General features: G+C 61.7%; 16 protein-coding genes and 2 riboswitches. Of the genes, 14 read left to right on the top strand and 2 right to left on the bottom strand.

Annotated elements, in window-relative coordinates; translation table 11 throughout:
• Positions 1-48: 48 nt before the first annotated feature.
• From soxY to AC07UB_RS07050, 8 genes are all read left to right on the top strand, one after another.
• Entirely contained in the window at positions 49-513 is a 465-nt protein-coding gene (soxY, locus tag AC07UB_RS07085; protein ID WP_492793191.1) for a thiosulfate oxidation carrier protein SoxY, read from the top strand.
• 47 nt (positions 514-560) lie between these two features.
• On the top strand, positions 561-890 hold the full coding sequence (gene soxZ, locus AC07UB_RS07080; RefSeq protein ID WP_494651562.1) for a thiosulfate oxidation carrier complex protein SoxZ: 330 nt from the start codon (positions 561-563) through the stop codon (positions 888-890).
• A gap of 80 nt (positions 891-970) precedes the next feature.
• Positions 971-2,668, top strand: a complete 1,698-nt coding sequence (soxB, locus tag AC07UB_RS07075; protein ID WP_494651563.1) for a thiosulfohydrolase SoxB — start codon at positions 971-973, stop codon at positions 2,666-2,668.
• A gap of 75 nt (positions 2,669-2,743) precedes the next feature.
• Positions 2,744-4,021, top strand: coding sequence for a sulfite dehydrogenase (gene soxC / locus AC07UB_RS07070; RefSeq protein WP_494651564.1), 1,278 nt, complete (start codon positions 2,744-2,746; stop codon positions 4,019-4,021).
• Positions 4,005-4,709: a c-type cytochrome gene (locus AC07UB_RS07065; RefSeq protein WP_494651565.1), complete on the top strand. Its 705-nt coding sequence runs from the start codon at positions 4,005-4,007 to the stop codon at positions 4,707-4,709. Before soxC ends, AC07UB_RS07065 begins: the two co-directional genes overlap by 17 nt.
• Positions 4,709-5,026, top strand: a complete 318-nt coding sequence (locus AC07UB_RS07060; protein WP_494651566.1) for a c-type cytochrome — start codon at positions 4,709-4,711, stop codon at positions 5,024-5,026. The genes AC07UB_RS07065 and AC07UB_RS07060 overlap by 1 nt, the downstream gene beginning before the upstream one ends.
• A 45-nt stretch (positions 5,027-5,071) precedes the next feature.
• A complete protein-coding gene (locus AC07UB_RS07055) occupies positions 5,072-6,346 on the top strand; it encodes an FCSD flavin-binding domain-containing protein (RefSeq protein WP_494651567.1) in 1,275 nt (424 codons plus the stop codon).
• 114 nt (positions 6,347-6,460) lie between these two features.
• Positions 6,461-6,859 (top strand): c-type cytochrome, encoded by a 399-nt coding sequence (locus tag AC07UB_RS07050; RefSeq protein WP_494651568.1) that lies wholly within the window; start codon positions 6,461-6,463, stop codon positions 6,857-6,859.
• A gap of 147 nt (positions 6,860-7,006) precedes the next feature.
• Here the strand turns inward: AC07UB_RS07050 and metE are convergent, their stop codons facing one another.
• Positions 7,007-9,349: a 5-methyltetrahydropteroyltriglutamate--homocysteine S-methyltransferase gene (gene metE / locus AC07UB_RS07045; RefSeq protein WP_494651569.1), complete on the bottom strand. Its 2,343-nt coding sequence runs from the start codon at positions 9,347-9,349 to the stop codon at positions 7,007-7,009.
• A gap of 99 nt (positions 9,350-9,448) precedes the next feature.
• A riboswitch (cobalamin riboswitch) is annotated at positions 9,449-9,664 on the bottom strand.
• Between the two features lie 247 nt (positions 9,665-9,911).
• Positions 9,912-10,130: riboswitch (cobalamin riboswitch) on the top strand.
• Positions 10,131-10,240: 110 nt separating this feature from the next.
• On the opposite strand from metE, the gene AC07UB_RS07040 reads away from it, so the two are divergent.
• The 3 genes from AC07UB_RS07040 (at position 10,241) to AC07UB_RS07030 (ending at position 16,701) form a co-directional block, all read left to right on the top strand.
• Positions 10,241-13,162, top strand: a complete 2,922-nt coding sequence (locus AC07UB_RS07040; protein ID WP_494651570.1) for a ribonucleoside-diphosphate reductase subunit alpha — start codon at positions 10,241-10,243, stop codon at positions 13,160-13,162.
• Positions 13,163-13,318: 156 nt separating this feature from the next.
• On the top strand, positions 13,319-14,452 hold the full coding sequence (locus AC07UB_RS07035; protein WP_494651571.1) for a ribonucleotide-diphosphate reductase subunit beta: 1,134 nt from the start codon (positions 13,319-13,321) through the stop codon (positions 14,450-14,452).
• 203 nt (positions 14,453-14,655) lie between these two features.
• The gene (locus tag AC07UB_RS07030) at positions 14,656-16,701 is read left to right on the top strand and encodes a methyl-accepting chemotaxis protein (protein WP_492793180.1); all 2,046 of its coding nucleotides are present in this window, start codon (positions 14,656-14,658) and stop codon (positions 16,699-16,701) included.
• Between the two features lie 181 nt (positions 16,702-16,882).
• Here AC07UB_RS07030 and AC07UB_RS07025 read toward each other — a convergent pair whose 3' ends face one another.
• Complete coding sequence (locus AC07UB_RS07025; protein ID WP_494651572.1) at positions 16,883-17,416, bottom strand: MarR family winged helix-turn-helix transcriptional regulator; 534 nt, start codon at positions 17,414-17,416, stop codon at positions 16,883-16,885.
• A gap of 65 nt (positions 17,417-17,481) precedes the next feature.
• Between AC07UB_RS07025 and AC07UB_RS07020 the strand changes: the two genes are divergently transcribed.
• The 3 genes from AC07UB_RS07020 to AC07UB_RS07010 are packed head-to-tail and all read left to right on the top strand — an operon-like array spanning position 17,482 to position 20,299.
• A complete protein-coding gene (locus AC07UB_RS07020) occupies positions 17,482-19,116 on the top strand; it encodes an FAD-dependent oxidoreductase (RefSeq protein WP_494651573.1) in 1,635 nt (544 codons plus the stop codon).
• The gene (locus tag AC07UB_RS07015; RefSeq protein WP_492793177.1) at positions 19,113-19,346 is read left to right on the top strand and encodes a DUF2783 domain-containing protein; all 234 of its coding nucleotides are present in this window, start codon (positions 19,113-19,115) and stop codon (positions 19,344-19,346) included. Before AC07UB_RS07020 ends, AC07UB_RS07015 begins: the two co-directional genes overlap by 4 nt.
• Positions 19,343-20,299, top strand: a complete 957-nt coding sequence (locus AC07UB_RS07010; RefSeq protein ID WP_494651575.1) for an MBL fold metallo-hydrolase — start codon at positions 19,343-19,345, stop codon at positions 20,297-20,299. Before AC07UB_RS07015 ends, AC07UB_RS07010 begins: the two co-directional genes overlap by 4 nt.
• The last annotated feature ends 4 nt before the right edge of the window (positions 20,300-20,303 follow it).

The following is a 20,303-nucleotide window of genomic DNA, read 5'->3' as shown; positions in this document are numbered from 1 at the left end:
GATACTATCGTCAAGGGATGCAAAAGACTCCCGCAGGAGGAATTGTCGATGAATTTGAAGCCGGTTGAAACAACCCGTCGCGAAACGCTGACGCTTGCAGCCATCGCGGGGCTTGCGGCGTTGCTCGCACCGAAAATGTCGTTCGCTGACGAGAACGCGGTCGCAGCAGAGATCAAGAAGCTGTACGGCGACAAGAAACTCGAGAGCGGCAAGATCAAGCTCGACGTGCCCGAGATCGCGGAGAACGGCCTTGTCGTTCCGATCAATGTGGAAGTCGAAAGCCCGATGACCGACGCCGATTACGTCAAGGCCGTGCATGTGTTCGCCGACGGCAATCCGCTTCCGGGGGTCGTCACCTACAAGTTCACGCCGGCTTGCGGCAAGGCTTCCGCATCGACCCGCATGCGCCTCGCGCAGACGCAGAACATCGTCTGCGTCGCGGAGATGTCGAACGGCAACCTGCACATGGCGAAAGCGAACATCAAGGTCACGATCGGCGGCTGCGGCGGCTGATCGGAACGGTTTCGGTAAAAAAAACAATTCAGGCGAGGACTTCTCCCATGGCCACAGCACCCACACCACGCGTTCGCGTTCCGGCGACCGCCAAGCCCGGCGAAATGATCGAGATCAAGACGCTGATCTCGCACGAGATGGAATCCGGTCAGCGCAAGGATTCGTCCGGCAAGGTCGTGCCGCGCAAGATCATCAACAAGTTCTCGGCGACGTTCAACGGCAAGCAGGTGTTCGAGGCCGACTGGAATCCGGCGATCTCCGCCAATCCCTATCAGTCGTTCTTCTACAAGGCCGCCGAGACCGGCGAGTTCACCTTCACGTGGAAGGATGACGACGGTTCGGAATACACCGCGAAGAACAAGATCACCGTCGGCTGATTCTTCGCGCGGGCCGCGATGCCCGCGCGCGCAAAACTTCTGAACATTTCCCTTCGCGTGAGGGGATCGAGGATGGTTCGATGATATCGAGGCGGGATTTCCTGCAGGCGACTGCGGCTGCGTCGGCGCTGACGATCGGGAGCGGGCTTGGTCCCCTCGGCCGGGTCGCGGCCCAGCAGCGGCTCACGCAAGCCGACATCACGCGCTTCGATCCGCTCGGCACGGTGACGATTCTCTACGTCGCGGATATTCATGCGCAGTTGATGCCGCTGTATTTCCGCGAGCCGTCGGTCAACCTCGGCGTCGGCGCGGATCGCGGACTTCCGCCGCATCTCACCGATGCGGAGTTTCGCAAGTATTTCAACGTCGCGACCGGATCGGCCGATGCCTATGCGCTGACGGCGGATGATTTCGTCTCGCTCGCGCGCAACTACGGCCGCATGGGCGGCATGGACCGCATCGCTGCGCTGATCGGCGCGGTGCGCGCGGAGCGCGGCGAGGACAAGGTGCTGCTGCTCGACGGCGGCGATACCTGGCAGGGAAGCTGGACCTCGTTGCAGACCAAGGCGCAGGACATGGTCGATGTCATGTCGGCGCTGAAGGTCGACGCCATGGTCGGGCACTGGGAGTTCACCTACGGCGCCGAGCGCGTCAAGGAAATCGCGGACAAGGCGCCGTTCGCATTTCTCGCGCAGAACATTCGCGACAACGAATGGCAGGAGCCGGTGTTCGAGGCGCGCAAGATGTTCGAGCGGGGCGGCGCGAAGATCGCCGTGATCGGGCAAGCGCTGCCACGCACCGCGGTGGCCAATCCGCGCTGGATGTTCCCGAAATGGGAATTCGGCATTCGCGAAGAGGACATGCAGAAGCAGGTCGACGAGGCGCGCGCCGAGGGCGCGCAGATCGTCGTCCTTCTTTCGCATGACGGCTTCGACGTCGACCGCAAGCTCGCGGGCCGCGTCAAGGGCCTCGATGTGATCCTGACCGCGCACACCCACGATGCGATGCCGGGTCTGGTGCGGGTCGGCGATACGGTGCTGGTCGCGACCGGATCGCACGGCAAGTTCGTGTCGCGCCTCGATATCGAGGTGAAGGACAAGAAGGTCGCCGGCGTTCGCTTCAAGCTGATGCCGGTGTTCTCCGATGCCATCAAGCCAGACGCATCGATGACGGCGCTGGTCGAGAAGGTGAGGGCGCCGTTCGCCAAGGATCTGGCGCGCGTCATCGGCAAGACCGACTCGCTGCTGTACCGCCGCGGCAACTTCAACGGCACCTTCGACGATCTGATCTGCGACGCCATGCTCGCGGAGCGCGACGTCGAGATCGCGCTGTCGCCGGGCTTCCGCTGGGGCGGCACGCTGATCCCCGGCGATTCGATCACATGGGAAGACGTGACCAACGCCACCGCGATCACCTATCCGAACTGCTATCGCAGCCAGATGACCGGCGCTCAGATGAAGGAAGTTCTGGAAGATGTTGCCGACAACATTTTCCATCCCGATCCTTATTTCCAGGGCGGCGGCGACATGGTCCGCATCGGCGGCATGGGCTACAGCATCGACGTTTCAAAACCGATGGGATCGCGCATTTCCGAATTGACGCATCTCAAGTCCGGCAAGCCGATCGAGGCGGCGAAGAGCTACACCGTCGCCGGCTGGGCCAGCATCAACGAGAACACGCAAGGTCCGCCGATCTGGGATGTGGTCGCAGCACATGTAGGCAAGCGCGGCACCGTGAAGGTCGAACCGAACACCGCTGTTAAAGTCTCCGGCGTCTGACGAGGCATATTCATGCGCGCCGTCATGATCAACATATTCACGTATCAGGATAAGTAGAGAGAAAAAAGGTGCCGCATGAGTGACAAGCCATCTGCGGAATTTCTCAACCGCCGAAAGTTTCTCGGCGCAGCAGGTCTGGCAGGCGCGGGCGCCGCGCTGTCAGCGCTGCCCGCCGTTGCGGAAAGCGCCAAGCCCGATCCGCTGATTACCGAAGTTCAGGACTGGCAACGCTATCTCGGCGACGGCGTCGACAAAAAGCCTTACGGCGTGCCGTCGAAGTTCGAGAAGAACGTGATCCGCCGCGACGTGTCGTGGCTGACGGCGTCGCCGGAATCGTCGGTGAATTTCACGCCGCTGCACGAGCTGGAAGGCATCATCACGCCGTCCGGGCTTTGCTTCGAGCGTCACCACAGCGGCGTGGCCGAGATCAATCCCGCCGACCATCGGCTGATGATCAACGGCCTGGTCGACAAGCCGCTGGTGTTCACGATGGACGACATCAAGCGGATGCCGCGCGTGAACAAGGTCTACTTCCTCGAATGCGCGGCGAATTCCGGCATGGAGTGGCGCGGTGCGCAGCTCAACGGCTGCCAGTTCACCCATGGCATGGTGCACAACGTGATGTACACCGGCGTGTCGTTGAAGACGCTGCTGGATGAAGCGGGCCTCAAGCCGAACGCGAAATGGCTGATGCTGGAGGGCGCGGATGCCGCCGGCATGAACCGTTCGCTGCCGGTGCAGAAAGCGCTAGACGATTGCCTGCTCGCGTTCGCGATGAACGGCGAAGCGTTGCGGCCCGAGCAGGGTTATCCGCTGCGCGCGGTGATCCCGGGATGGGAAGGCAATCTCTGGGTGAAATGGATCCGGCGCATCGAGGCCGGCGATCAGCCATGGCAGACCCGCGAGGAGACCTCGAAATACACCGACCTTCTGGCCGACGGCCGTTCGCGCAAGCACACCTTCGTCATGGATGCGAAATCCGTGGTGACCAATCCGTCGCCGCAGGCCCCGCTCAAGCACAAGGGCCGTAACGTGCTCAGCGGCGTCGCATGGTCCGGCCGCGGCACCATCAAGCGTGTCGATGTGACGATGGACGGCGGACGCAACTGGCAGACGGCGCGTATCGACGGGCCGGTGCTGGATAAATCGCTGGTGCGTTTTTATGTCGATTTCGACTGGAACGGTCAGGAGTTGATGATCCAGTCCCGTGCGATGGATTCGACCGGCTACGTTCAGCCGACCAAGGACGAACTGCGCAAGGTGCGCGGCGTCAACTCGATCTACCACAACAACGGCATTCAGACCTGGCTGGTGCGTTCAGGCGGGGAGACTGAAAATGTCGAGATCGGCTAAAATTCTTGGCGCTGTTCTGGTTTGCGGCGCGGCGCTCGCAGTTGCAAACCTGCAAGCCCCGGCGCAACAAATTGCCGCACAGGGAATGGCGAAGACCTCGCCTAAGCTCGGCCTTGGGCGCGTCGCGCTGCCCGAGGAAATCACCGCATGGGACACCGATGTGCGGCCGGACGGCAAAGGTCTTCCGGCCGGAAAAGGGACGGTGAAGCAGGGAGATGTGATCTTCCAGGCGCAATGCGCGTCCTGTCACGGCGAATTCGGCGAGGGCGCCGGCCGCTGGCCGGTGCTGTCCGGCGGCGCGGGAACGCTGAAGGCCGACCGGCCCGACAAGACCGTCGGCTCATTCTGGCCGGATCTGTCGACGGCGTTCGACTATATCAAGCGCGCGATGCCCTACGGCAATGCGCGGTCGCTGTCCGACGACGACACTTACGCGCTGATCGCCTATATTCTGTCGATGAACGATGTCATCAAGGACGAGAATTTCGAACTGAACGAGAAGAACTTCACATCCATCAAGATGCCGAATGCGGGCGCTTTCTACGACGACGACCGCGAGACCGCAGAGAAGCAGTTCTGGAAAAAAGACCCGTGCATGAAGGATTGCCGCAGCGCCCCGAAAGTCATCGGCCGGGCGATTTCGGTGGACGTGACGCCCGACGGCAAGTCCGGGCCGAAGGTCGATTGATGAGATCGCCGCCGAGAGCGACGGCGGCGTTTCTGATCCTGACAGCGGGTCTGGTTTCCGATGCCGTCGCGGGCGACCGTGAACTCGGGCAGTATCTGTCAGCCGAATGCGTGACCTGTCATCGCGCATCGGGTCCCATTGCGCAGGGCATCCCGAAAATTACCGGATGGCCCGAGGACCAGTTCATCGCCGTGATGAACGCCTACAAGGAGAAGCAGCGGGACAACCCGGTGATGCAAACCATCGCCGGACGGCTTTCGGGAGATGAAATTGCTGCGTTGGCGACATTCTTTGGGAATCTGTCACCGCCAAAATAATTCAACGACGTGTATGTTGCCGACCATCAACAGCGGGAGGGGACTATGAATTTCAATCGACGACAATTTCTCACCGGTACTGCGGTGCTGACCGGCGCGACGGTGTTCGGCGCGCCTGCGGTCTTCGGACAGGCCAAGCCGCGCGTCGTGGTAATCGGCGGCGGAGCGGGCGGCGCGACGGCCGCGAAGTACATCGCCAAGGACAGCGCGGGCGCGATTGCCGTGACCCTGATCGAGCCGAACGCCAAATATCAGACCTGCTTCCACAGCAATCTCTATCTCGGCGGCGTCAGGGACTACGCCTCGATCACGCACGGTTATGCCGGACTTAAAAAGCACGGTGTCAGTCTGGTGGCGGACCGCGCCGCGAAGATCGACCGCGACAAGAAGGAAGTCATTCTCGCCGGCGGCAAGAAAATTCCTTACGATCGTCTGGTCGTTTCGCCGGGCATCGACCTGAAATACGATTCGGTTCCGGGCTGGTCGCAGGCGGCGGAAGAAAAGATGCCGCACGCCTGGAAGCCGGGCGCGCAGACGCTGCTGCTGAAGAAGCGGCTCGATGCCGTGCCGAACGGCGGCGTCATCGTGATGATCGCGCCACCGAATCCCTATCGCTGCCCGCCCGGTCCTTATGAGCGCGTGTCGATGATGGCGCACGCCTTGAAGAAAGCGAAGAAGGATCGCTGCAAGATTTTCGTGATTGATCCGAAGGAGAATTTCTCCAAGCAGGCATTGTTTCAGGAAGGCTGGGAGAAGCACTACAAGGGCATGGTGGAATGGCTCGGCCCCAAGGTGCATGACGGCCTGAAGTCGGTCGATCCGAAAACCAACACCGTGGTGACCGGCTTCGAGACCTACAAGAATGCGGCGCTGGTCAACGTCATTCCGGCGCAGATGGCGGGTGCCATCGCGCGGGATGCGGGCCTCGCCAATGCCACCGGCTATTGCGCCATCGATCCGGCAAACATGAAGTCCGCGATCGATTCCAACATCTACATTCTCGGCGATGCCTCTATCGCGGGCGAAATGCCGAAATCGGCCTTCTCGGCCAACAGCCAGGCCAAGGTCGCCGCCATGATGATCCGTGGGGAGCTTGCATCCGCCAAGACGTTCCCGGCGCGTTACACCAACACCTGCTGGAGCATGATCGACACCGACGATTGCGTGAAGGTCGGCGGCGCTTATGAGCCCAAGGACGGCAAGATCGGCGCATCCTCGACTTTCGTTTCCAAGACAGGCGAGACCGCGGAACTCCGCAAGGAGACGCAGCGGGAAAATATGGGCTGGTACGCCGGGATCACCGCCGACATATTTGCCTGAGACACCTGAAATAGTACTTAAATAGAGATACCCGCTGCTTCGGCAGCGGGTAAGATCGTCCCGCGTTATGCCCGCCTGCTTGCCAGCCTCCTATCCGTTCAAAGGTCCAGACAGATGATAACTCGTCCATTGTTCGCCGCCGTTTCTCTCGCTGCCATGATCTGCGCCACGATCCCTTCCGCCAACGCGCAGGACGTCGCCGCCGGCGAAAAGTCCTTCAACAAATGCCGCGCCTGTCATCAGGTCGGCGAAACCGCCAAGAACACCGTCGGCCCGGTGCTGAACGGATTGTTCGGGCGCAAGTCCGGAACGGTCGAAGGCTACAATTACTCCGACGCCAACAAGAATTCAGGCATCACGTGGGACGATGCGGTGTTCGCCGAGTACATCAAGGACCCGAAGGCCAAGATTCCCGGCACCAAGATGGCGTTCGCCGGCATCAAGAAGGACGATGAGATCAAGGATCTGACCGCGTTCCTCAAGCAGTTCGGTGCGGACGGCAAGAAAAAGTAAGCTGATTTTCAGCCGACTTGCCTCTCAACACATTCAATCCGTCATCACCGGGCTTGACCCGGTGATCCAGGCCTTGTTTGCCATCGAAGCGAAGTCGTGGATGGCCGGGTCAAGCCCGGCCATGACGATTTGCGATAACGTCGTCCGCTAACCGTTCCGCGCCTGTCGCGCCGCTTCGACCATGTTGGTCAGCGCCGACCTCACCTCGGGCCAGCCGCGCGTCTTGAGGCCGCAATCCGGATTGATCCAGATCTGCTCGGGCGACAGATTGCGGCGGGCTTTGCCGATCAGCTCCATCATCTCCGGCACCTCGGGCACGCGCGGCGAGTGGATGTCGTAGACGCCGGGTCCGATCTCGTTCGGATATTTGTAGGTCACGAATGCATCGAGTAGTTCCATCTTCGAGCGTGACGTCTCGATGGAAATGACATCCGCGTCCATCGCGCCGATGGCGTCGATAATGTCGTTGAACTCGGCGTAGCACATGTGGGTGTGGATCTGCGTTTCATCCTTCACGCCCGCTTGCGAAATCCGGAAGCACTCCACCGCCCAGTCGAGATAGGCCTTCCAGTCGCCCTTGCGCAACGGGAGACCCTCGCGCAGCGCAGGCTCGTCGATCTGGATCACGCCGATGCCGGCGCGCTCGAGATCGGTCACCTCGTCGCGCAGCGCGAATGCGATCTGGCGGCAAACCTGATCGCGGCCGAGGTCGTCGCGCACGAACGACCATTGCAGCATGGTGACGGGGCCGGTCAGCATCCCCTTCATCGGCAGCGGTGTGAGCGATTGCGCGTATGACGACCAGCCGACCGTCATCGGCTTCGGGCGCGACACATCGCCGAAGATGATTGGCGGACGGACATAGCGCGAGCCGTAGCTCTGCACCCAGCCGTGTCTGGTGAAGGCGTATCCGGACAGTTGTTCGCCGAAATACTGCACCATGTCGTTGCGCTCGAACTCGCCATGCACGAGAACGTCGATGCCGATGTCCTCCTGCCAGCGCACCGCCTTCTCGGTTTCCTTGCGCAGGAACGCATCGTACTCGGCGTCGCTGAGTTGGCCCTTGGCATGAGCGGCACGGGCCTTGCGCACCTCTTCGGTCTGCGGAAACGAGCCGATGGTCGTGGTCGGGAACGAGGGTAGGCCGAGCACCTTGCTCTGGAGGTTCTGCCGTGTGCCGAACGGGCTCTTGCGTTCGGACAGATCGCGCGCGGTATTCGCGGCCCGCAAAATCACCGCCGGGTCGTGGATCTTCGGGGATGAGGCGCGCTTTTCCGAAGCGTCGTCCGAGGCCGCGAACACATCCTTGGCGGCATCGTGTCCCGATGACAGCGTGCGGCTGAGCGCCGCCAATTCGCCCATCTTTTGCACCGAGAAGGCGAGCCATGTCTTCAGGTCGGAATCCAAGTCCGTTTCCTGATCGAGGTCGATCGGCACGTGCAGCATCGAACACGATGGCGCGATCTGGATGCGATCCGCGCCGCGCTTTGCAACGATGCTCTCCAGTTGGCCGAGAATTTTCGACAGATCGCTGCGCCAGATATTGCGGCCATCGATCACGCCGAGCGACAGCACGAGGTCGGCGGGAGCCTGCTTCAGGGCCTGATCGATCTGCTTTGCGCCACGCACGAGATCGAGATGCAATCCCGACACCGGCAAGCTTAATGCCAGCGCTTCGTTGTCGCCGAGTTCACCGAAGTAGGCGGCCAGCATGATCTTGAGGCCCGGCACCTTCAGCGCGATTTCGCTGTACGCGGTCTTGAGCGCCGCTTTCTCTGCGGCATCGAGATCGAGTACGAGACACGGCTCGTCGATCTGCACCCAGTCCGCGCCTTCATTCGCGAGCCTGTTGAGCACATCGATGTAGACCGGCAGCAGCTTTGGCAGCAGCGACAGCCGGTTCTCACCCTTGCCGAGCTTGAGGAACGTAACCGGGCCGACCAGCACCGGCCGGGTCTGGATGCCGAGCGCTTTCGCTTCGCGGTATTCGTCGATCGCCTTGGTCGAGGCGAGGGCGAAGGTCTGATCCTTCGCGAACTCCGGCACCATGTAATGATAGTTGGTGTCGAACCATTTGGTCATTTCCTGCGCCGGAACGCCGTGACCATGGCCATGATCGTGACCGTGCGCGCAGCCGTCGTAGTCTCTCACATCGTTCTGGCTGCCGCGCGCCATCGCGAAATACGTCGCCAGCGATACCGGGCCGCCGGTCCAGCCGTAGATCTTTGGAATCGCGCCGACCATCGCGCTGGTGTCGAGCACCTGATCGTAAAGCGAGAAATCGTTGGACGGGATGACGGTGACGCCGAGATCGCGCTGGCGCGTCCAGTTGTCGGCGCGAATTCTCGCCGCCGCCTCTCGCAATGCGGCCTCATCGATCTTGCCGGCCCAGAATTTTTCCAGCGCGATTTTCAGTTCGCGCCGTGGACCGATGCGCGGAACGCCCAGCGTGGCGACAGGAATAGACGATACGTAAGACAAACTCGACATCGGAAACCCCGTGATGTTGGAGCAGGGCCGGACATGCGCGAACAACAGAGACGGCGGGGCCGTCCTCTCGCAAGCGACACACCGGGGCACCCCGCCCGTGGACGTAATGTGATCGTGGCAGGTCTCCTGGCTCACGGGTCGCCGCTTTAAGTCCTGCCTTCCCGAAGCTTTCGCCTCAGTGGCATGGATGGACAAAGCTCACCGTTTACAGTTGCGGGGGCAGCTTCGGAATTGCGGGACCGTCAGGCCCCGCGCACCGCATTCCCTCTTGGCTCCGGATCACCGATCCGCAGAACCGCGATGCTCTCGTTATGAGAAGCGGGCGGCGTCAGGTCAAAAGGAAAGCTTCCCACTGGACCGCTCCCGGACGTCGCCCCAACTAGAGTGGGCAGAATCATCCTGAGAGAGTTCTCTAGTAATTCGCCGGAGAGCAGTCGGCCGCACGGCGTATCGACGACTGGTCAAAATTTTTTTCGAGAGTTTTCCCGTTTGTTTGATGTTGTTTCTCGTCCTGTCCCCGTTTTCCACGATCACTGCCGCTTGACAGTGCAGCCTGGCGGATACCAGATGTAGACGTCGAGGTTCCGCAAAGCCGCAAGGCCTAGCGGTGAAAATGGGAAGCCGGTGAGCTGCATCCAGTGCAGCAATTCCGGCGCTGCCCCCGCAACTGTAAGCAGTGAGTTGAGTCCGACCTAAGTCACTGATGCCTGATCCGCATCGGGAAGACCGGACTCAGCGCCGACCTGCGAGCCAGGAGACCTGCCGCGACACCAAAAGAACGTCCACGGGCGGGGTGTCCGGCGGTCGCGTGCTTCGGTGCGTTCGCGCGCCGCGACGACGCGCCTTTCGGCCCCAGCCCCCAGAAAATTGCAACATGCACGGGGTCTGCCGATGTCACTCTCGATCGAACGCGAAGCCGCCAAATCCGCTCCTCTCATTCAGTTGCGTTCCGAGTCGCTGGCCATCCCTGCAAATGAGCCGCCGTTGCAGGTCATCCGCCGCAACGGCACCGTGTCGCCGTTCGACGCGGGCAAGATTTCCATTGCGATGACCAAGGCGTTCCTCGCGGTGGAAGGAAACACGGCCGCTGCTTCGCGCCGCGTCCATGAAATCATCGAGCAACTGACGAACGAGGTGGTGAGCGCGCTGACCCGCCGGATCGGCGAGGGGCGCACCTTCCACATCGAAGACGTGCAGGATCAGGTCGAACTCGCGCTGATGCGCAGCGAACACCACAAGGTCGCGCGGGCCTATGTGCTCTACCGCGATGAACGCCAGCGCCAGCGCGCCGAAGAGGCCGCCGCCAAGCCGGTCAAGACATCGTCCGAGCCGCAGCTGCATGTGACGCTGGGCAACGGCACGCGCGTGCCGCTCGATGTCGATCGCCTCACGCTGATCATTCAGGAGGCCTGCGGCAATCTCGACGGTGTCGATTTCGGCCCCGTTCTCACCGAGACCCGCCGCAATCTCTACGACGGCATCAGCCAGGACGAACTCGCGCTCGCAGGCATCATGGCCGCGCGCACGCTGGTGGAGCAGGAGCCGAATTACGCCTATGTCAGCGCGCGGCTGCTGCTCGACAAGCTGCGCACCGAGGTGCTGTCGTTTGTCCACGCCGCGCAGATCAACGCCACGCAGGCCGACATGACCGCGCGCTACCCGGAGTATTTTCCGGCTTACATCAAAGCAGGGATCGAAGCCGAATTGCTCGATCCGGAACTGGCGCGCTATGACCTGAAGCGGATCGCGGCGGCTTTGAAGCCGGAGCGCGATCTCGCGTTTCAGTTCCTCGGCTTGCAGACGCTCTACGACCGCTACTTCCTGCATACCGACGGCAACCGCATAGAACTGCCGCAGGCGTTCTTCATGCGCGTCGCGATGGGTCTCGCCATTCGCGAGATCGATCGCGAGGCCCGCGCCATCGAGTTCTACAATCTGCTGTCGTCGTTCGATTTCATGGCCTCGACGCCGACGTTGTTCAATTCCGGCACGCTGCGGCCGCAATTGTCGTCCTGCTTCCTCACCACGGTGGCGGACGACCTCGATGGCATCTTCAAGTCGGTGAAGGACAATGCGCTGCTGGCGAAATATTCCGGCGGTCTCGGCAACGACTGGACCCGCGTGCGCGGCCTCGGCGCGCACATCAAGGGCACCAACGGCGAAAGCCAGGGCGTGGTGCCATTCCTCAAGGTCGCTAACGACACTGCGATTGCGGTCAATCAGGGTGGCAAACGCAAGGGCGCGGTCTGCGCCTATCTCGAAACGTGGCATGTCGATATCGAGGAGTTTCTCGACCTGCGCAAGAATACCGGCGACGACCGCCGCCGCACCCATGACATGAACACCGCGAACTGGGTGCCGGACCTGTTCATGCAGCGCGTCGAAGCCGACGGCGAATGGACGCTGTTCTCGCCGGACGAGACGCCGGATCTGCACGACCTTTATGGCAAGGCCTTTGCCGAGCGTTATGCGTTCTATGAAGCGAAGGCCGCGCGCGGCGAAATGCGCGTGTTCAAGACGCTGCGCGCCACCGACCTGTGGCGGCGTATGCTGACCATGCTGTTCGAGACCGGACATCCGTGGATTACGTTCAAGGACCCATGCAACCTGCGCTCGCCGCAGCAGCATGTCGGCGTCATCCATTCGTCGAACCTCTGCACCGAGATCACGCTCAATACGTCGGACGACGAAGTCGCCGTGTGCAATCTCGGCTCGGTGAACCTGCTCAACCATGTGGGTGAGGGCGGCATCGATCATGCGCGGCTGAAGCGGACGATTTCGACCGCGATGCGGATGCTCGATAACGTCATCGACATCAATTTCTACACCATTCCGGAAGCGCGCCGCTCGAACCTCAAGCATCGCCCGGTCGGCCTCGGCCTGATGGGCTTTCAGGATGCGCTTCATGCGTTGCGAATCCCGATGGCGTCGGACGCCGCCGTCGCCTTCGCCGACCAGAGCATGGAAGCGATCTCCTTTCACGCCATCTCGGCGTCGGTCGATCTGGCCGCGGAGCGCGGAAGCTACCCGTCGTTCAGCGGCTCGTTGTGGAGCAAAGGCATCCTGCCGCTCGACTCGATTGAGATTCTGGCGGATGCGCGAGGTGGTCTGGAGATGGATCGCGGCTCAACGATGGATTGGGCTGCATTGCGCGAGCGGGTGCAATCCACCGGTATGCGCAACTCAAACGTGATGGCGATCGCGCCGACGGCGACGATTTCCAACATCTGCGGCGTGGCGCAGTCGATCGAGCCCGCCTACCAGAACCTCTACGTCAAATCGAACATGTCGGGCGACTTCACCGAGGTGAACGAATTTCTGGTCCGCGACCTGAAGACGCGCGGGTTGTGGGACGAGGTAATGGTGTCCGACCTGAAGTACTTCGACGGCAGCGTCGGCTCCATCGATCGCGTGCCCGACGATCTCAAGTTGCTCTATGCAACGGCGTTCGAGATCGACAGCGCATGGCTCATCGAAGCTGCGGCACGTCGGCAGAAGTGGATCGATCAGGCGCAGTCGCTCAACCTCTACATCGCCAATCCGTCGGGCAAGAAGCTCGATCAGCTGTATCGGCTGGCATGGGCTCGCGGCCTGAAGACGACCTATTACCTGCGTTCGCGTAGCGCGACCCATGTGGAGAAATCCACGCTGAAGGGGACCGACGGCAAGCTCAATTCGGTTTCGTCGTCGTCGTCGCTTGCTGCCATGCCGGTGAACAAGCCCATCGTGGTGCCGCAAGCATCGACCGCGCCGGATCTGTCCGATGCAGTGGCGTGCTCGATCGACAATCCGGACTGCGAGGCGTGCCAGTAGTACTGCGTCGTCCCCGCGAAAGCGGGGACCCATACTTCAGGCACAGGTCTGAGTTCGCGAGCCACGCCGCCACCACACTCAACTTCAAGTCGATGTCTGCAAAGCACTGGGTCCCCGCTTTCGCGGGGACGACATCGAGATAACAGGAATATCGTCATGCTCGACTGGTCCGAAACCACACCGAACAAAGCCGTCAATTCGCTTCCACCCATCCTGACCGGCCAATCAGCCCCGACCGACCAAACCGGGCTCGGCACCATCGACCGCAAGGGCGGCCGTGTGTCGGTGGACGACAAGGCGATGATCAACTGCCGCGCCGACGTCAACCAGCTTCTGCCTTTGAAATACAAATGGGCCTGGGAGAAGTATCTCGCCGGCTGCAACAATCACTGGATGCCGACCGAAGTCTCGATGCAGGCCGACATCGCGCTGTGGAAGTCGCGCGACGGCCTCACCGAGGACGAGCGCCGCGCCATCAAGCGCAACCTCGGCTTCTTCGCGGCGTCCGAAAGCCTCGTCGCCAACAACATTGTGCTCGCGATCTATCGCCACCTGACAAACCCCGAATGCCGCCAGTACCTGCTGCGGCAGGCGTTCGAGGAGGCGGTGCATACGCACACCTTCCAGTACATCGTCGAAAGCCTCGGGCTGGACGAGGGGGAGCTATTCAACATGTACCGCGAGGTGCCGTCGATCACCGACAAGGCGGCTTGGGCGCTGAGGCATACGCAGAATCTGGAGAACCCGGACTTCAAGACCGGCACGCCTGAGGCGGATCAGTCGTTCCTGCGCGATCTCGTGGCGTTCTATGTGATCTTCGAGGGCATGTGGTTCTATACGGGCTTTGCGCAGATCCTGTCGCTCGGCCGCCGCAACAAGATGGTCGGCATCGCCGAGCAGTACCAGTACATCCTGCGCGACGAATCCATTCACCTGAATTTCGGCATCGATGTCATCAACCAGATCAAGATGGAAAATCCGCATCTGTGGACGCGTGAATTCCAGGACGAGGTGCGTGGCATGATCCGGGACGCCGCAGAGCTCGAGGCGGCTTACAGCAGGGACACCATGCCGCGCGGCTTTCTGGGTTTGAACGCGGCGCTCTGCGAGCAGTACATGCACTTCATCGCCAACCGGCGCTGTGCGCAGCTCGGGCTCACCCGCGTGTTCAATGAGACGGAAAATCCGTTCCCGTGGATGTCTGAAGCCATGGACCTGAAGAAGGAGAAGAACTTCTTCGAGACCCGCGTGATCGAGTACCAGAACGGCGGCGCGCTGAGCTGGGAATAATTCGTTAACTTCTGCCGCGGGCGGACGCCAGCGCCAGACTCAAATACCGCCGAACTGCTGACATTCGCGACAAATGCCTGCTTTGCAGGCGCTTTTCGCGGCGGCAGGGTATGAATTTACGGCGCGTTATCCAATTTCTTTTACCTTGAAGCTTCTGCGGGCGGGCTGCCCGCTGGTTTTGCGTGCAATGGCTGGGGGTGGGAATGGCTTGGTTCAGGGGCGCGGCGAAGCAGAAGGCAAAGTCCAGCTTCTTTTCAAATCTACGATTCCGAACCAAGATCATGCTTGGCTTCGTGACCGTGCTGAGCGTTTCGGCGATCAACATGGGCGTTGCCTATTTCGGGTTCGAGCGCATTGCCGCCGGCGTGCTGTCGTATCAGGGAATCGTGGCCGAAACCGACAGCGCGCGTGACATCGATCGCGAGCTTGCGGCCTATCAGCTCCTCGCCCGCTATTACGTGATGAGCGGTAATGAGGCCGATGAAGCGGCGGCAAAAGCCGCGGAGACGGCCCTCGGCAGCGCCATCGAGCGCGCCACGCGCGTCGCCACCTCCGGAAGCCGCAAGAGCGTTCTCAGCCTTTCGGTCAGCTATAACGAGTTTGCATCTGTCTTCGCGGAAACCGTTGCGCTCAAGACGGAAAACGCGAGCATCGCCGCGAACCAGTTGCTCCGGATAGGCAACGTCATCCGTTACAAGTTCGAGGACCTTGCCGACACCGCGATTCTGGCCGGGTTTGCTTCGTTTCAGAACGCCGCGAAAGAACTCGCGCCGCAGGCCGCCGCCATCACGGCGAACATCAGCAACTATGTCGTCAGGCCGGAGAAGTCCGTTGCCGGGAGCGTGAAGGCCCGCATGCAGCTTCTCAAGAACGGCATGTCGTCGCTCCAGTCGGATGATCCGAAACTGCTGCTGAAGATCAAGGAACTCACTCAGGAACTTGAGAACTATCAGGCTTCATTTGCGAAGTTCGTCGAGAACACGGGGCAAATCGATGCGCTGTCCGCCAAGATGAACGATGCGGCCGGGGCAGTGACGGGCGAAGCGAAAACCATCAAGGATGGCTTGCTGGTTCGGCAGAACCGCATGGCAAAGGAATCCGCCGCAGAGGCGCACAAGACAGGGACCTTCGTGACGATTCTCGGCGCCGGCGGCATTGCGTTCGGCGTCATTCTGGCATGGCTGCTGGGGCGCGGTATTTCCAGGCCGATGGTCGGCATGTGCAAGGCGATGCGTGAACTCGCCGGCGGCAACTTCGATGTCGTTCTGCCTGGCCTCGGTCAGAAGGACGAGATCGGCGAGATGGCCAGCGCGGTCGAGGAGTTCAAGATGCGGGCCGTTGTCAAGGCGCAGGAAGATGCCGCCGAACGCGAGACGCAGAGCAAATCGGCGAGCGAAGCGCGCAGCGCGGAACTGCATCGTTTTGCCGACAATTTTGAAACCGCCGTCGGGGTCATCGTCTCGAGCGTGTCGGCCTCGGCCAGTCAGCTTGAATCCTCCGCCACCACGCTGAGCCGAACGGTCGGCGCGGCGCAGGAGCTTTCGGGCAAGGTCGCCAGCGCCTCCGAAGAGGCATCGTCCAACGTCCAGTCCGTTGCCGCCGCGACCGAAGAACTCTCGGCGTCCGTCAACGAAATCGGCCGGCAGGTTCAGGAGTCGAGCCGCATCGCAGCCGCCGCAGTCTCGCAGGCCGAGGCGACCGATGCGCGCATCAACAAGCTGTCGATGGCCGCGCAGCAGATCGGCGACGTGGTCAAGCTGATTACCGCTATCGCCGAGCAGACCAACCTGCTGGCGCTGAACGCCACCATCGAAGCGGCGCGGGCCGGAGAAGCGGGGCGCGGCTTTGCCGTGGTCGCATCCGAGGTGAAATCGCTGGCCAGCCAGACGGCGAAGGCGACCGACGAGATTTCGTCGCACATTGCCGGAATGCAGGAAGCGACGCAGGAATCGGTTTTCGCGATCAAGGAAATCGGCCAGACCATCGGCCAGATCTCGCGGATCGCCGGCAACATCGCGGCCGCGATCGAGCAGCAGAGCACGGCGACGACCGAGATCGCCCGCAACGTGCAGAGCGCGGCCAGCGGCACCCATGAGATCGCGGAGAGCATTTCCGAGGTCAACCGGGGCGCCAGCGAATCCGGCATTGCGTCCGGCGAGGTTCTGAATTCGGCGCAGACGCTTGCGGTCGAAAGCACCCGGCTTCGTCAGGAACTCGACCGCTTCATGGAGAACATCCGGGCGGCGTGATTTTTTGCTTTACCTCTCCCCGTTCTTACGGGGAGAGGTCGGATTGCATTGCAATCCGGGTGAGGGGCCTGTCCGGTCAGCTATTAGTGAAGTGCGCCCCTCACCCCGACCCTCTCCCCGTAAGAACGGGGCGAGGGAGCAGATCGTGTCAATCACGTCATTCACGTCGGCGACAGAAAGTCTAATACGCATCCTTCTTCGCGCGCGCGTCTGTGGTGCTCTGAATCAGATCGAGCCGCTTTTCGATCTTGCCGAGCACCTGCGCGAATTCCTTGCGCTCCGTGGCCGTGAGGCATGACAGGATGTCCTGTTCCTTGTCGAGCAGGCGCGGGATCAGCTCTTCATAAAGCGCGCGGCCCTTGCGCGTGAGCTGCAACGCCAGCTCGCGCCTGTCGTCCTCGTTCTCCACCCGTTCGATCACCTGCTGTTTCAGCAAATGCGCGACCGCCCGGCTGATGGTCGATTTGTGCGTTCGCGTGCAGTAGGCGATGTATTGCGCGGTGCAGGCGTCGTCACGGAAGCCGAGCGTGGCCAGAACCCGCCATTCCGGAATATCGAGGCCATATCGCTCCCGGTACTCGCTGGCGAGTTCCGCGCTGACTTCCGCCGCCAGCCGGTTCAGCCGGAACGGCATGAATTTGAAGAGATCGAGCTTGGTCAAGGCAGATGTCCGATTGGGGCGGGATGGCTCATTGGTTGCAGTTGCAACGATCATAGCGATGGTCTATCCTCTTGGCCAGAGCTTCGTTTCAAGAAGCCGGTCAGAACAGGGTTTGAGATGTGCCGCAACCTCCCGTCACACAATTCGGCTATCGCCGCCATTCCGATCAGGACCGGGCGGCCGGGAATGCCGCGCGCCATCCGGTGGTGGTGGTCGGCGCCGGCCCGGTCGGGCTGACGCTGGCGATCGATCTGGCGCAGCGCGGACATCCGGTTGTCGTGCTGGACGATGCCGACCGGATCGGCGACGGCTCGCGCGCGATCTGTTTCTCGAAGCGCTCGCTCGAATTGTGGGACCGGCTCGGAGTCGGCGAGCGGATGGTGGAGAAGGGCGTCGTCTGGAAGGTCGGCAAGATATTTCTCCAGGACGATCTGGTCTACCAGTTCGACCTGCTGCCCGAGGACGGCCACAAGATGCCGGCCTTCATCAATCTCCAGCAGTATTACGCGGAAGCCTTTCTGGTCGATCGCATCCAGGACTTGCCGCAGGTCGATCTGCGCTGGCGCAACAAGGTTGTCGGGCTGGAACAACGCAACGATCACGTCGTTCTCGCCATCGATACGCCGGACGGCCGCTATCACCTGAAAGCCGATTTCGTGGTCGCGTGCGATGGCGCGCGCTCGGCGCTGCGCGGCTTTGTCGGCGCGGAATTCTCCGGAGAGGTGTTCGAGGACCAGTTCCTGATCGCGGACGTCAAGATGACCGCCGAATTTCCCACCGAGCGCTGGTTCTGGTTCGATCCGCCGTTTCACGCGGGCCAGTCCGCGCTGCTGCATCGCCAGCCCGACGATGTCTGGCGCATTGATCTGCAACTCGGACCCGATGCCGATCCCGCCATCGAGCGGCTGCCGCAGAACGTGCGGCCGCGGATCGAACGAATGCTGGGTCATGCCAAGTTCGATTTTGAATGGATTTCGGTTTACAAGTTCCAGTGCCGCCGCATGGATCGCTTTGTGCATGAGCGCGTGATTTTCGCGGGCGACTCCGCGCATCAGGTCTCGCCGTTCGGCGCGCGCGGCGCGAACTCGGGGTTAGAGGACGCGGAAAACGTCGCCTGGAAGCTCTCCATGATCCTGCGCGGCGACGCGCCGGTCGCGCTGCTCGACAGCTACGAGATCGAACGCAGCGCTGCTGCCGACGAGAACATCCGCGCCTCGACCCGCTCGACCGACTTCATCGCGCCGCATTCCAGACAGGAACGCCGGATGCGTCAGGCGGTGCTGAGGCTGGCGAAGGACACAGAATTTGCCAAGCGCATGGTCAATGGCGGGCGGCTCTCGACGCCGTCGGTTTATGACTCGCCGCTGTCGACGCCCGATGCGGATGTCTGGGCCGCGGGGCCGCGTCCGGGCGCGCAGATGATCGACGCGCCATTGGCAAGGGCGACCGGAGAACCGATCCATCTAACCGAGGCGAGAAAATCGTTCGACGGCTTTGTGCTGCTGCGATCGGGCGATGGTGCCGATGTCGGGATTCCAGTCTGTCAATCCATCTGGATCGGCGATAGCGCACCGCTGCGCGACCCATCGGGATTGTTCGCGAAACGCTATGATGCATCGGACGGTGCGGCCTATTTGCTGCGCCCCGATGGATATGTCGCGGCGCGCTTCAAGCGTCCGACGCGCGGTGCCGTACAGGCCGCCATCACTCGCGCCAGCGCTAGGATGGAAACAATACCGGGAGCGACGTCATGACGCTTTCGACGCAATCGAATTTTGCCGATCCGGATGCCGCCTATCGTCTGATGGTCGAGGCGCATCGCGGTCTTAGCGACGAGGACAGTGTATCGCTGGATACGGCGCTGGTTCTGATTCTCGCCAATCATATCGGGGATGCCGAGGTGTTGCGCGAAGCCATCGCGCTGGCGAAGCGGCAGCTCGGTAACCCCGCAGACAAGAAGACGACGACAAAGGACAGCACATGACCGCCAAGGGTTTCGCATCGACCGGGGATATGGCCGAGAAGAAGATCACCTTCTCCGAGATCGGACCGGACATTTATGCATTCACCGCGGAAGGCGATCCCAACACAGCGGTGATCGTGGGCGATGACGGCTGCATTGTGTTCGACGCGCAGGCGACCCCGGCGATGGCGAACAGTGTGATCGAGCGGGTCAGGACCGTGACCGACAAGCCGATCAAGTATGTGGTTCTGTCGCATTATCACGCCGTCCGCGTGCTCGGGGCCTCGGCCTACAGGGCGCAGGACATCGTTGCGTCGCAGGAAACCCACCGCCTGATCGCGGAGCGCGGGCAGCAGGACTGGGACTCCGAATTCGGACGGTTTCCGCGGTTGTTTCGCGACGCCGAGAGCATTCCCGGCCTGACCTGGCCGACGCTGACCTTCGAGACCGACATGACCATTTATCTCGGCAAGCGCGAGGTGAAGCTGATGCATCTCGGCGCGGGGCATACCTCCGGCGATATCGTGGCCTGGGTGCCGGATGCGCAGGTGATGTGTTCTGGCGACCTGATCGAATTTCATTCGGCGTGCTATTGCGGCGACGCGCTGTTGCGCGAATGGCCGATGACGCTGAATGAAATCCGCGAATTCAATCCGAAGGCGGTCGCACCGGGCCGTGGCGATGCGCTGAAGGGTACGGCGACCGTGAACGAGGCGATTGCCATGACGCGCGATTTCGTCGGTTCGCTGTATGGCGCGGCGGAATTGTCGGTGGCGAAGGGGCGCACGCTGAAGGAAACCATGACGGCGACCCGCGAGGTGATGGACCCGAAGTTTTCCAGCTTCGCCATTTATGAGCATTGCCTGCCGTTCAATGTCTCGCGCGCCTTCGACGAGGCGTCGGGGATCGACGATCCCGTGATCTGGACAGACAAGCGCGATCGCGACATGTGGGCTGCTCTGCAAGGAGGATAGGACC

It is taken from the genome of Afipia sp. GW821-FHT04G03, from assembly GCF_059419985.1.
This window is presented reverse-complemented; position numbering and strand designations above follow the sequence as displayed.